This is a genomic window from Brevundimonas sp. AVps5, from assembly GCF_058681515.1.
The window spans coordinates 1,419,386-1,431,954 of the sequence record NZ_CM178740.1 but is presented as its reverse complement, the minus strand read 5'-3'; the positions used below and the strand labels follow the sequence as shown (position 1 = coordinate 1,431,954).

Genomic DNA, 12,569 nt, shown 5'->3' with positions numbered 1-12,569 from the left:
GGCAGGTTGGTCCTGTTCTTTCTTGGTTTTCACCGCGTCGGGGAGATCACGGCTCCGGATCGAACGCCCGGCCTGACCACCTTAGCGCCCTGTGCTCGCGCGTCGCAACCGGCCCGGTAACCGATTTCATCGCCCGATGGATTTCCGGTGCCGACAACCGGAGCCAGTAAGCGCCGGACCTAGACCGAGTCCCGCTTCGCCTCTTCCAGGTAGCGGGCGCGGAGACGGGTGGCGATCGGGCCGGGCTTGCCGTCGCCGATTTTCACCCCGTCGATCGAGACGGCCGGCATGACGAAGGCACCGGCGGCGGTGAAGAAGGCTTCCTTCGCCTCCTTGGCCTCGTCGACGGTGAAGGGGCGTTCGTCGAGTTCGAGCCCCTCCTCCTCGATCATCGTCATGATGGCGGTGCGGGTGATGCCCTTGAGGATATTGGCCTGGGTGTCGCGGGTGCGCAGCTTGCCGGACTTGTCGACGATCCAGGCATTGGTCGAGGAACCCTCGGTGACCAGACCCATCTCGTCGACCATCCAGGCCTCGTAGGCGCCCTTGTCGCGGGCGGCCTGTTTGGCGAGGACGTTGGGCAGCAGGCCCACGGTCTTGATGTCGCAGCGGCCCCAGCGGATGTCGGGGTGGGTGACGACGGCGACGCCTTTAGCCGCCTGGGCGTCGGACTTTCGCGAGCTCACGGATCTGGACGTCACCACGACGCTGGGCGGGGTGCCGGGCGCGGGGAACGGGTGATCGCGGCGGGCCGTGCCGCGCGTGACCTGCAGATAGACGATGCCGTCGCGGACCCGGTTGCGGCGGATGGTTTCCTTGAGGACGCGGGTCAGGGAGTCGATCGACATGGGAATGTCGATGCGCAGCTCGTTCAGGCTGCGGTGCAGCCGGGTCATGTGGCCGTCGAAATCGGCCATCCGGCCGTCGAACACCGACCAGACCTCATAGACGCCGTCGGCGAACTGGAAGCCGCGATCCTCGACATGGATCGTCGCCTCCGAGTGGCGCTGATAGACCCCGTTCACATAGGCGACCCGTGACATCAGTCGAGACTTCCTTCGTCTTCCTCGCCGCCCCGTGACGGCGACACGCCCAGCGACTTCAGTTTCCTGTGCAGGGCCGATCTCTCCATGCCGATGAAGGCGGCAGTGCGCGAGATGTTTCCGCCGAACCGCATGATCTGGGCCGCCAGATATTCGCGCTCGAACACCTCGCGGGCCTCACGCAGCGGCAGGGCGATGGTGCGTTCGGCACCCATGCCGCCCGAGTTGGTCGAGGCCACTTCCTGGGGCAGCATGTCGGCCGAGATCGGGTCGTTCAGGTCGCCGGTCGCCAGGATCAGCAGCCGCTCGACGTTGTTGCGTAGCTGGCGGACGTTGCCGGGCCAGGGGTGGACCTGGAGCACGGCGATGGCGTCGTCGCCGAGGCGGCGGCGTGGCAACCCTTGCGACACGCTGAGGGTCTCGATGAAATACTCGACCAGTTCGCCGATGTCCTCGCGCCGTTCCGACAGGGGCGGAACGCGGATCGGCACGACGTTGAGGCGGTGGAACAGGTCCTCGCGGAACCGGCCCTCGGCGATCTCGACCTTGAGGTCGCGCGAGGTCGAGGTGACCACGCGGACGTCGACCTGGACGTCCTGTTCGCCGCCGACGCGACGGAAGCGCTGTTCCACCAGGACGCGCAGGATGCGGCTCTGGCTCTCGCGCGGCATGTCGCCGACGTCGTCCAGATAGAGGGTGCCGTTGTGGGCGCGTTCGAAGACACCGATCTTGCGCGGACGGCCGTCGTGGCCCTCCTCCCCGAACAGTTCCAGATCCAGGCGCTCCGGGGTCATGCCCGCGGCCGAGATGGCGACGAACTCGCCGCGCGCGCGGGAGCTGGCCTCGTGAATCTGACGCGCGACCAGCTCTTTGCCGGACCCCGGAGGGCCCGAGATCAGGACACGACTGTTGGCCGGGGCGACCTTGACGATGGTGGTGCGCAGGACCTGGGCGGCGGCCGAGCGACCGATCAGGCCGGTCGGGGTCATGGCGACCGTACGCAGGCGACGGTTCTCGCGTTTCAGCGACGCCGACTCGAGGGCGCGATCGATGACGACGACGAGGCGGTCGGACTTGAACGGCTTCTCGATGAAGTCATAGGCGCCGCGCTTCAGGGCGCTGACGGCCGTTTCGATATTGCCGTGGCCCGAGATCATGACGACGGGCAGGTCGGCGTCGAGCGTCTTGACCAGGTCGAGCAGCTCCAGCCCGTCCATGCCGCCGCCCTGCATCCAGATATCGAGGACGATCAGGCTGGGCTTGCGGGCCCGAATGCCGGCCAGGGCCTCCTCGGAGCTGGAGGCGACACGAACCGAATGGCCCTCGTCCTCGAGCAGCCCCGAGACCAGGTCGCGGATGTCGGCCTCGTCGTCGACGACCAGGATGTCGGCTCCGGTGGATCGCATGACGCCTCGCTACTATTCGGCCGCCGGGGCGTCGGCGCCGCGAGGCTCCGTTTCACGCCCGGCCTTGCCGGTGGGGTTGAGGGGGAAGATGAGGCAGATTTTGGCACCGTTCAGGCTGTCGGCATCTGACAGCTTCAGCTCGCCGCCGTGGTCCTCACAGATGCGCTTGACGATGGCCAGGCCAAGGCCGGTGCCCTTCTCGCGCGTGGTCACATAGGGCTCGGTCAGGCGGTCGCGGTCGCGGACGGGCAGGCCCTTGCCGTCGTCCTCGACAATGAAGGTGGCGATCCCGTCCTCGATCTGAAGCCGGGCGATGATGGCGACCTGCTCCTCATCGGCGGGCGAGGCGAGGCGACGCGCGGCGACCGCTTCGCCGGCGTTCTTGAGGATGTTGGCCAGGGCCTGTCCGACCATGCGGCCGTCCGCCTTCATCTTCGCCCTGGGCAGGGGCTCGACCAGTTCGACGTTCAGTTCGGGCGCGGCGACGCGCTGGGCGAAGACGGCCTCGCGCAACAGTTCAGCCGGGTTCTCGTTGGTGAACCGGGGCGTCGGCATACGGGCAAAGGACGAGAACTCGTCGACCATCCGCCCTATGTCGCCGACCTGACGGATGATGGTGTCGGTGCAGCGATCGAAGATCTCGATGTCCTCGGTGATGCCGGGGCGGAATTTGCGCTTCAGCCGTTCGGCCGAAAGCTGGATCGGCGTCAGGGGGTTCTTGATCTCGTGGGCGATACGGCGGGCGACGTCGCGCCAGGCGGCGTTGCGCTGGGCCGTGACCAGACGGGTGATGTCGTCGAAGGTCAGCACCATCTCGCCGCCGACCCCGCCCTCGATGCGGACACGCAGGCGTCGGGTCTCGCCCTCGCGGGCGACGTCGATGTCTTCCTCGATATGGGCTTCGACGCGGCGGACGAGGTCGCCCAGCTCAGGCGCGATGGTCCCCAAGGCCTTTCCGCGTACCTCGACTTCAGAGATCGAAAGCAGCTGCAAGGCACTGTCATTGATCGCGGAAATTCTCCCGCGCTTGTCCAGACCGATGACGCCGGCGCTAACGCCGGACAGGACGGTCTCGATGAAGCGACTGCGGTCCTGGGCCTCTTCGCTAGCCGTCTTCAGCGCCGCCTGCTGGGCCTGGAGGTCGCCGGTCATCCGGTTGAAGGCTTCCGACAGGGTGGCGATCTCGCCGGGCGCGCCGTCCGGCTCGACCCGGGCGCTCAGGTCGCCGGCCGCGACCTGATCCGCGGCTTTCACCAGACGACCGATGGGGGCCGAGATGGCGCTGGCCGCCGACATGCCAAGCCAAACTGCGCCGACCAGCACCAGCAGGGCCGTCTCCAGATAGCTGAGGGCGAAGGCGGCCTGGATGCGGGCGCGGCTCTCCTCCGCGACGCGATAGGACTCGATGGAGTCAAGGCTATTGCGCATCCGCGCGATCAGACCGGGGGCCAGCGGGCGCACGACATACAGATAGGCCTCGCCATAGTCCGGCAGTGGATAGAGGGCGCGGATCGTGTCGGGGTGCTCGGTCACCGTGAACGGCACCTCCTTGCCCTCGGCGGCCTTCTCGAACTCCGCGCGGGGCGGGGCGACATAGGCGGGCGCGCCTGGAAGGTCGCTCTGGGCCAGGACCTCGCCCTCGCCGTTGAGGATGTAGACTGCGGGGTAGCCGAAGAAGTCGGCGATCTGGGTCAGGGCGCCGGAAAACTGGATGCGGTTGTCAAAGACATCCCGAACGCCGCCGAGCTCGTTGGCCATGGTGCCCAGGTCGCGGTCAAGGCCGCCGCCGACATCAGCCACATAGGCCTTGCCGATAATGGCACCGTTCTCGACGGCCGAGCTGACGTTGTCGCTGAACCACTGATCGACGCCGCGATTGACCAGAACACCGAAGACGAGGGCGATCAGGACGGCCGGTACGACGGCAACGAAAGAGAACAGCGCCACGAACCGCAGGTGCAGACGCGCGCCCGGGTCTTCTCGCCGCCTCCGGGACAGGCGCATGACCCGGCCCCCGATGATGGTCGCAAGTCCGACGATCAGGACCAGATTGGCCAGCAGGATGAACAGAACGGCCCGGCTCGCGGTGGCCTTGGCGTCATCGCCGGCGCTGGCCCCGGGGGCCACGGCGACAAGCCAGATGGCCGCGCCGGTGACCAGGAAGGCGATGAGATAGGCGGCGCCGAAGGCGGCTCGTGCCCGGCCGCCCGTGAGGCGTCCCCAGAAGGAGGGGTCGCCTTCTGTGGCCGGAAGCGGGGCGGGCGTGTCCGTCATCACCCGGAAGCTTCGACCACCTGTGGCGAAACTTCAACAGCGGAGTTGCCGAAATACAGCGAAGATTGCGGCAGATCCCACAATTCCGCCAGGGCCTGGGCCACCGTTGCGGGCTCGTCCAGGCGGCAGAGGCGGCTCTTGGCGACGCGGCGCGCGTCGGGATCGGCGGGCCATGGTGCCTGTTCGATGTACCAGCCGAGGTGTTTGCGGAACATTCGCAGGCCCAGTCGGGCCCCGTAGAAGTCGCAGGAGGCCCGCATATGCTCGACCACGATGTCGAACCGCTCCCGGCGGTCCGGCTCGACCAGAACGGTCCCGTCTCTCAGGGCGCGGTCGAGGTGGGCGGCGAGCCAGGGGCGGCCATAGACGCCCCGGCCCAGCATCAGGGCGTCGGCGCCGGACTGATCCAGCGCCTCCCTCGCCTGTTCGGCAGTGATGATGTCGCCGTTGACGATGACGGGGATGGAGACCGCTGCCTTGACTGCACCGACCGCGTCCCAGTCGGCCTGGCCGGTGTAGAATTGCTGGCGCGTGCGGCCATGGACGGTGACGGCCTTGATCCCGAGATCCTCGGCGCGTTTCGCCAGTTCCGGCGCGTTCTTCGTCCCGTCGTCCCAGCCGAGCCGCATCTTGACCGTGACGGGACGCGAGGTCGCCGCCACAGCCGCAGCCATGATCCGGCCGGCGAGGTCGGGCGTACGCATGAGGGCCGAACCCGAGGCCGAACCGGTGACCTCCTTGGCCGGGCAGCCGAAATTGAGATCGATGATGTCGGCGCCGGCGGCCTCGGCCATGCGCGCGCCCTGGGCCATCGCGGAGGGATCGCGGCCGACCAGCTGGATGACGGTCAGCGGCAGGCCGTCGCCGACCGCAGCGCGGCGCACCACGTCCGGACGGGCGCGGGCCAGTTCGGCGGCGGCCACCATCTCGGTCGCCACATAGGCGGCCCCCAGACGACTGGCGAGCAGCCGGAACGGCAGGTCCGTGATGCCCGTCATGGGCGCCATCAGAACCCGGCCGGGAATGGCGACGTCGCCGATCTGAATCCCTGTGCTCATTCGTCCGTCAACACGCGAAGCCTGGCCCCTCGTCAACCACCATCATGGCTCACCACAAAAGTGGGGCGCGATCTCGACCGAAAACCGCTCACACTTTTCGGGATCGCGCCCTAGAAGGCGATCATGACGTTTGCAGCGATCGTGGTGGCGGCCGGCTCGGGCTCCAGGGCCGGGGGCAACAAGCAGTGGCGACCGCTGGGCGGCAAGCCCGTGGTGCGCTGGTCGGTCGAAGCCTTGCTCAAGGCCGGGGCCGAGGAGGTCATCGTCGTGGTCGCGGAGGACGGATTCCAGCGCGCGGCCGAGGCACTGGCCGGACTGGAAAACTGGCGACCGGTAGCGGGCGGCGTCGAGCGCGCGGATTCGGTCCGCGCCGGGCTGGAGGCCCTGACCGGGGCATCGGACCGGCCTGTTCTCGTTCACGATGCGGCGCGGCCGCTGCTGTCCCCGGACGTGATCCGGCGGCTGCTCGACGCCCTGCCCGGCGCGGATGGAGCCATCGCCGCCCTGCCCGTCTCCGACACCCTGAAGCGCGGGACAGACCACATCGAAGGGACCGTCGATCGCAGCGGTCTGTGGCGGGCCCAGACGCCCCAGGCGTTTCGCGCCGACCGGCTGCGGGCCGCCTATGCTGTCCGGCCTGCCGGCGCGGCGGCCACCGACGATGCGGCCGTGGTCGAGCGTGACGGCGGCCTCGTGCGCCTGATCGAGGGCGATCCGCGACTGATGAAACTGACCTATCCCGAGGATTTCGCCATGGCCGAGGCCCTGATCGCCAGACAGACCCGCGTGGGTCAGGGGTTCGATGCGCACCGCTGGGGGCCGGGCGACAGCGTGTGGCTGTGCGGGGTCGAAATCGCGCACGACCAGACCCTGATCGGCCATTCGGACGCCGACGCCGGCCTGCACGCCCTGACCGATGCGGTGCTGGGCGCCATGGGCGACGGCGACATCGGCGACCATTTTCCGCCGACCGATCCGAAGTGGAAGGGTGCGGCCTCGGACCAGTTCCTGATCCATGCGGTCGAGCGGCTGACGGCGCGGGGCGGGCGGCTGGTCAACGTCGACGTGACCTTGATCTGTGAGCGGCCAAAGGTGAAGCCGCATCGTCAGGCCATGCGTGAACGGCTCGCCGTAATCCTGAATCTGCCGCTCGACGCCGTCAGCGTGAAGGCGACGACGATGGAGAAGATGGGCTTTACCGGGCGCGAGGAGGGGCTGGCCGCCTCCGCCATCGCGACGATCGATTTGCCTACCTGATCAGAGTGTTGGCGTCACCGTCTGAAGTGACGCCACAGGGATCCGAACAGGTTCACATAGTCGTCCGTCCATGGCCGGACCTCGGTGTCGGCCAGCTCTCCCCAGTTGGGTTCACCCCGGAACTCCGCCAGACCCGCCTCGGTCGGCGACAGGATCAGGGCCTCGGTCGAGGCCTCGGCCATGTCCGGTGCCGTCGCCGCTTCCTCATAGAGTTGGTGCAGGTTGGCGGCCCCCAGCTGCTGGGCCGCCGCCGCCGCTGGAAGGGTGATGTCGAGGTTGCGGTTCGACAGGTGCAGGATGACCACGCCGTCCGGCTTGAGCAGCTTCAGATAGCCCTCGATGGCCTCGACCGTCAGCAGATGGGTGGGCACCGAGTCGGATGAGAAGGCGTCGATCAACAAGAGGTCGTAGGTCCCGGCCGTCTCCCGCGCCATGGTCAGGCGGGCGTCACCGAGCACCGTCTCGATCGGACCGTCGGCGCAATCCGAGATGAAGGTGAACCATTGGGGATCGCGCGACAGCCGGTCGACCATCGGATCGATCTCGAAGAACTTCATCTCGTCAGTGGCGCGTTTGTAGCCCGCCATGGCGCCGGACCCCTGCCCTACCACGCCGATCTTGAGGCCGGGGCGGCGCAGCTGCAGCGTCTGGGTCGTCTGACCGATCGGACTGGCAGGCGCGTAGTAGAGGGTCGGCATACAGGCGAAGGCCGGGTTGCGCGGCTGGGCACCATGAAGGGTCGTGCCGTGCATCAGGATGTTCACCTGACCGCCCAGACGCGGGTCCTGGGTGACGCCGATCTTCATCACGCCGAAGAAGCTGCGGTCGGTGAGGGCAGCGTCATAGCCGCGCGCGATATAGGCCGTCGAAAGCGCGATCAGGCCGGCGATGATGACGAAGGCCGGGGTGCGATCCCGCAGGATGAAGCCGGCCAGGATGGGGGCCAGCATGATGAACTGGGTCAGGCCCGCCATACTGTCCGAGACATTGTTGTTGAGCCACCAGCCGAAGCTCCAGTCCGCCTGGGCCGCCGCAAACAGAACCGGCGGCAAGCCGGTGGCCAGGACCGCGCCGACGAACAGATAGACTTCCCAGTTCCTGATCGGGGCCTTGTTCAGGGGCCGGGCCAGACCGACCAGGACGAGGACCAGCGGATACTCCCAGACGCCGTTGAACATTACGGGTGCCAGCAGGGCCGTGAAGGCACCGCCGACCACGCCGCCCAGCGACATCAGGAGATAGAACTCCGTGAGCCGGTCCGGCGGCGGACGGCGGGTGGCCAGCCTCTGGTGGCACATCAGGGCCAGCAGGAAGAAGGCCCCCAGATGCAGACCGAACATCAGGATCCAGTCGCCGGTGCGGAAGGCGGTGAAGCTGATACAGGCCAGGCTGACCGCCGCGGCGATGACCAGGGTGATCGGCAGCGGAATCCACGGCCGGTCCTGGAAGGCGATGACGAAGGTCAACAGATACAGCGCCAGCGGGATGACCCACAGGAAGGGCGCGGAGGCCACGTCAGTCGCCAGGTGGGCCGTGACCCCCAGCATCAGGCTGGACGGGGCGGCGGCCAGGAGGACCAGGATGATCTTCTCGCGCCATGGAATCGGGGGGCTGGCCTCCAGGCTCGCGACCGGTTCCCCGCCGATCTGACCGCGTCGCCAGGCGACGGCGGCCAGCGCCACGACCATCAGCATGAAGGCGGCGTAGCCCCCGCTCCAGCTCGCGCGCTGGCCCGACAGGGTCATCAGCGGTTCAAGCAGCAGGGGGTAGGCGAGCAGGGCCAGGAAGCTGCCGAGGTTGGAGGCGGCGTAGAGGACATAGGGGTTCTGGCCGTCGGCATGGCCAGCGCGGACGCGGGCGTACCAGGCCTGCAGCAGGGGCGCGGTCGCCGACAGGACAGCGAAAGGGGCACCGACGGACAGGGCCAGTGTGGCCAGCAGCCAGCCGACCGGGGCGTTCGGATCGGGGTCCCCCAGTGCCCCGCTGATCTTCAGGGGCAGGAACAGGGCGGCCAACAGCAACAGGACCAGATGGGTCGCCATCTGCGCGCGCATCGAGGTCAGACGCTGCAGCAGATGGGCGTAGCCATAGCCGGCCAGGAGCGCGGTCTGGAAGAAGACCATCGCGGTGTTCCAGACCGACGGCGATCCGCCCAGCATCGGCAGGACCAGCTTGGTCACCATGGGCTGGACGATGAAGACCAGGGCGGCCGAGGTGAAGATGGCCACGGCAAACAGGATCGGCGCCACGCGGTCACCGCCCTCCGTCGAGGGGGCCGCGCCTTCAGGCAGGGTTGCGTCAGTCATCGGGTCCCCGGTTTCAGGCGCGGGCTATCGACAGACGGACGCGCCGGGGCCAGCCTAGACTGACTCGCGCACCGATCGGAAAGACCCATGTTCCCGGACGATATCCAGCGGCTGGCGGCCGCCATGATCGCCGCCGCCTCGGCGAGAGGCTGGACGGTGGCGACGGCCGAGAGCTGCACCGGCGGACTGGTCGCCGGGGCTCTGACGGCCGTGGCCGGATCGTCGTCGGTCGTCGACCGGGGCTTCGTGACCTACAGCAATCAAGCCAAGTCGGCGATGCTGGCCGTGCCGGCAGGGCTGATCGCCGGGCACGGCGCGGTGTCGGAGCCGGTGGCGCGGGCGATGGCGACCGGGGCGCGGGACGCCGCGAGGACCTCACTCACCGTCTCGATCACGGGCATCGCCGGACCGGGTGGCGGATCGGCGGAGAAGCCGGTCGGGCTGGTGCATTTCGGTTTGGCGGGTCCCGGCGGGATCGTCCATGAAAAGCGGCTGTTCGGAGCTATCGGCCGGGACGAGATCCGGCTGGAAAGCGTTCGGGTTGCGCTCGGCCTGCTGCTGACGGCCTGCGAGGCGGGGTGAGCGAAAACGCGCCCATCGTCGTCGATGCCCGGGGCCATCGCTGTCCCGTGCCGAGCCTGCGCCTCAAGAAGGCGATCGAGGGCGGACCTGCGGGGGCGCGCTTCGTTCTGCTGGGCCACCGATCCCATGGCGCGGATCGACGTGCCGTTTCTGATGACGGAAACGGGCGGGCGGATCGTGTCGGTCGAGGAGGCGGACGGGGTCCTGACGATTACCGTCGAGACGCGCGACGCTCCGACAGATTGACGACCGAGGGGCTGTCCTCCGGCGCGATGTCCGGTGCGCCTCTGGAGCGCGAGGCGATCTCCATCTCGGTGGCGAAGGCACCGCCGTAGAAGATGGCGTTAACGTTCCACGACAGCCAGATCAGCAGCACCACGACGGCACCCACCGAGCCGTAGGTCGCGCCGAGCTGGGCGATCTGCTCGACATAGATGGCGCAGAGCCAGGACGAGATCATGGAGAGCACGGTCGCAACCGCCCCGCCGGTGATCGACGGAAACCATGCCACCGGGTCCCGGTGGGACATGGCGTAGCGATAGAGCAGGGTCAGGCCGAAGCAGAGACCTGCGGCCGGCATCAGGCCGTTGAGCTGCAGGCCCCCCTGCCCCGTCACCGGCTCGGCATGCTCGAGCAGGCGGGCGGTGACCACGGCGCCCGAGACGATGGTGAACAGACCGAACGCCACCACGGCAACGATGAAGGCGAGGAAGTTGAACTTGAAGAAGCCGTGCGGTTCCGTCTCGTCATGAATGAGGTTCAGTCCGGCCAGCAAGGCTTTGAATCCCCGATGAGCCGCATAGGCGCCGACGACCAGGGCGAAGGCGCTCTGGGTCGAGATCGCGCGGGCCGAGGCGTTCGAGAGCCGTTCGACCTCGGCGCGGAAGATGGCACGCGCGGCATGGGGCATGACATCGGCCAGGGCCGCCGCCTGCTCGCCGACCTGACCGATCGACAGCACGGCCTTGTAGAAGCCGATCAGGATGGCGATGGCCGGGAACACGGCCAGCAGGGCGAAGAACGATACCCCGCCCGTGTAGAGCATGACGTCCCGGCCCCAGCTGCGCGCGAACGCCCGCCCCGAGAGCCGCACCCAGAATCCGGGCGACGTCATTTCGCTAGTCTGTCCGCTCAAGCCGGTTCCCGCCATAGCCCAACCAACGATCCTAGCGGAAAATGCCCGCTTGGGAAACGGCGGCCCTTCGTCGTTTTCGCTTGTCGCGAGCATCTGGCCCGTTGCGCCGCAGGGGGCCGCGTCGGTATGGTCCGCCCGCTCCTTGCTGGAGCCGCGGCCTTTCGGTTGCGCAGGGGGAGTCATCGATTTTGGGTTTGGATCCACGGGTTCTGGTCGTCGCCGAGACGGATGAGCGGATCGGCGACCTGTGCCGGGGGCTGGATTCGCTGGGCTGGCGCACGATGACGGCGCGGTCCGGTGCCGCCGCCGTGGCCGCCCTGACAGACTTCAATCTGGAAGTGGCGATCCTCGACGCTGACAATCCCGAGATCGTCGCCCTGCCCGAAGCCTTACGGCTGGCGGCAGGCGCGCGACGGCTTCCGGTCATCGCCCTCGGACCGAACCCTCCGAGCCTGCCCGCCGGGACGTTCGACCTGACGATGGCCGAGCCGCCGCATCCGGCCCAGGCCGCCCTCCGCATCGAGCAACTGGTCCGTGCGGCCATTGCCGAGGAGGAGTTCCGCCTGCGTCAGGCGACCTTCGCCCTGCACGGCGCGACCCTGGACCCGGGCGTGCCCGATCCCAGCCCGGTTCGTATCCTGATCGCCGGCGCCCCGGATCACCGGTTCATCGCCCTGTCAAACACCCTGACAGCCGGCGGAGCCGAGGTCGTGGCGGCGCCGACGCCCTACACCGCCTTCGACTATCTGCACGAGAGCGCCTTCGACGCGGCGGTGCTGTGGGGCGCGCCCGACCATGCGCCGGCCCTGTCCATCGCCTCGGGCATGAAGCGGAACACGCGACTCTATCACATCCCGCTGGCCCTCTATCTGCGATCCGAGGGCGAGATCAATCTGAGCGAGCTCTACAACCGGGGCTTCTCGGAAGTGGCGGCCGCCGATACGCCGGAGCCGGAGGCTGCGGCCCGCGTGCTGGACCTGGCGAGGACCCATCGTCGTCATCTGGCTATTCGCAAGGCACTGGAAGGCGCGCGCGGTGCCGGGATCATGGATCCGTCGACCGGCCTGTTCACCCGCCACCTGTTCGCCAGCCATCTGGGACGCGTCGCAGAGGGCGCGTCGGCGCGTCGTCGTCCGCTATCGGTCTGCGTTCTGCGCGTGGCGGACAGCGACAAACTGACCCGCGCGCGTCACGGCGGATGGCTGGATCGCGCCATGCCCCAGATCGGTGCCATGGTGTCGCGTCTGGTCCGGGTCGAGGACACCGCCGCCCGACTGGCCCCGGAAGTCTTCGCCCTGGCCCTGCCCGCCACGCCCGGCCCGGCGGCGCGCCTGGCGGTCGAAAGGATCGCGGCCGTGATCGGCTGCACCGCCTTCGACGCCGGTCCTGACCGGACCCCGTTCGTGGTCGAGTTCAGCGTCGGCGTCGCCGAACTGACGCCGGGTGAAGGGGCCGCCGCCGTTCTCGAACGCGCTTCATCCGACATGCAGGCCCAGCCCGCCTGACCT

The 12,569-nt window shown here is 68.4% G+C and carries 9 protein-coding genes; 3 read left to right on the top strand and 6 right to left on the bottom strand.

The features are described 5' to 3' along the window. Positions 1–179: 179 nt before the first annotated feature. The 4 genes from ACW18A_RS07380 to dusB are packed head-to-tail and all read right to left on the bottom strand — an operon-like array spanning position 180 to position 5,781. On the bottom strand, positions 180–1,043 hold the full coding sequence (locus ACW18A_RS07380; RefSeq protein ID WP_492024130.1) for a D-amino-acid transaminase: 864 nt from the start codon (positions 1,041–1,043) through the stop codon (positions 180–182). Then, the gene (gene ntrX / locus ACW18A_RS07375; RefSeq protein WP_492024129.1) at positions 1,043–2,449 is read right to left on the bottom strand and encodes a nitrogen assimilation response regulator NtrX; all 1,407 of its coding nucleotides are present in this window, start codon (positions 2,447–2,449) and stop codon (positions 1,043–1,045) included. Before ntrX ends, ACW18A_RS07380 begins: the two co-directional genes overlap by 1 nt. A 12-nt stretch (positions 2,450–2,461) precedes the next feature. After that, positions 2,462–4,723 (bottom strand): sensor histidine kinase NtrY-like, encoded by a 2,262-nt coding sequence (locus ACW18A_RS07370; protein WP_492024128.1) that lies wholly within the window; start codon positions 4,721–4,723, stop codon positions 2,462–2,464. Next, positions 4,723–5,781, bottom strand: a complete 1,059-nt coding sequence (dusB, locus tag ACW18A_RS07365; RefSeq protein ID WP_492024127.1) for a tRNA dihydrouridine synthase DusB — start codon at positions 5,779–5,781, stop codon at positions 4,723–4,725. Before dusB ends, ACW18A_RS07370 begins: the two co-directional genes overlap by 1 nt. Positions 5,782–5,904: 123 nt before the next feature. Between dusB and ACW18A_RS07360 the strand changes: the two genes are divergently transcribed. After that, positions 5,905–7,038: a bifunctional 2-C-methyl-D-erythritol 4-phosphate cytidylyltransferase/2-C-methyl-D-erythritol 2,4-cyclodiphosphate synthase gene (locus tag ACW18A_RS07360; RefSeq protein WP_492024126.1), complete on the top strand. Its 1,134-nt coding sequence runs from the start codon at positions 5,905–5,907 to the stop codon at positions 7,036–7,038. 14 nt (positions 7,039–7,052) lie between these two features. Here ACW18A_RS07360 and ACW18A_RS07355 read toward each other — a convergent pair whose 3' ends face one another. Further along, complete coding sequence (locus tag ACW18A_RS07355) at positions 7,053–9,344, bottom strand: spermidine synthase (RefSeq protein ID WP_492024125.1); 2,292 nt, start codon at positions 9,342–9,344, stop codon at positions 7,053–7,055. An 87-nt stretch (positions 9,345–9,431) separates the two neighbouring features. Between ACW18A_RS07355 and ACW18A_RS07350 the strand changes: the two genes are divergently transcribed. Next, entirely contained in the window at positions 9,432–9,926 is a 495-nt protein-coding gene (locus tag ACW18A_RS07350; RefSeq protein WP_492024124.1) for a CinA family protein, read from the top strand. A 211-nt stretch (positions 9,927–10,137) separates the two neighbouring features. Here ACW18A_RS07350 and ACW18A_RS07345 read toward each other — a convergent pair whose 3' ends face one another. Beyond that, the gene (locus ACW18A_RS07345; protein ID WP_492024123.1) at positions 10,138–11,040 is read right to left on the bottom strand and encodes a YihY/virulence factor BrkB family protein; all 903 of its coding nucleotides are present in this window, start codon (positions 11,038–11,040) and stop codon (positions 10,138–10,140) included. Positions 11,041–11,249: 209 nt separating this feature from the next. Between ACW18A_RS07345 and ACW18A_RS07340 the strand changes: the two genes are divergently transcribed. Then, complete coding sequence (locus tag ACW18A_RS07340; protein WP_492024122.1) at positions 11,250–12,566, top strand: diguanylate cyclase domain-containing protein; 1,317 nt, start codon at positions 11,250–11,252, stop codon at positions 12,564–12,566. Positions 12,567–12,569: the final 3 nt, after the last annotated feature.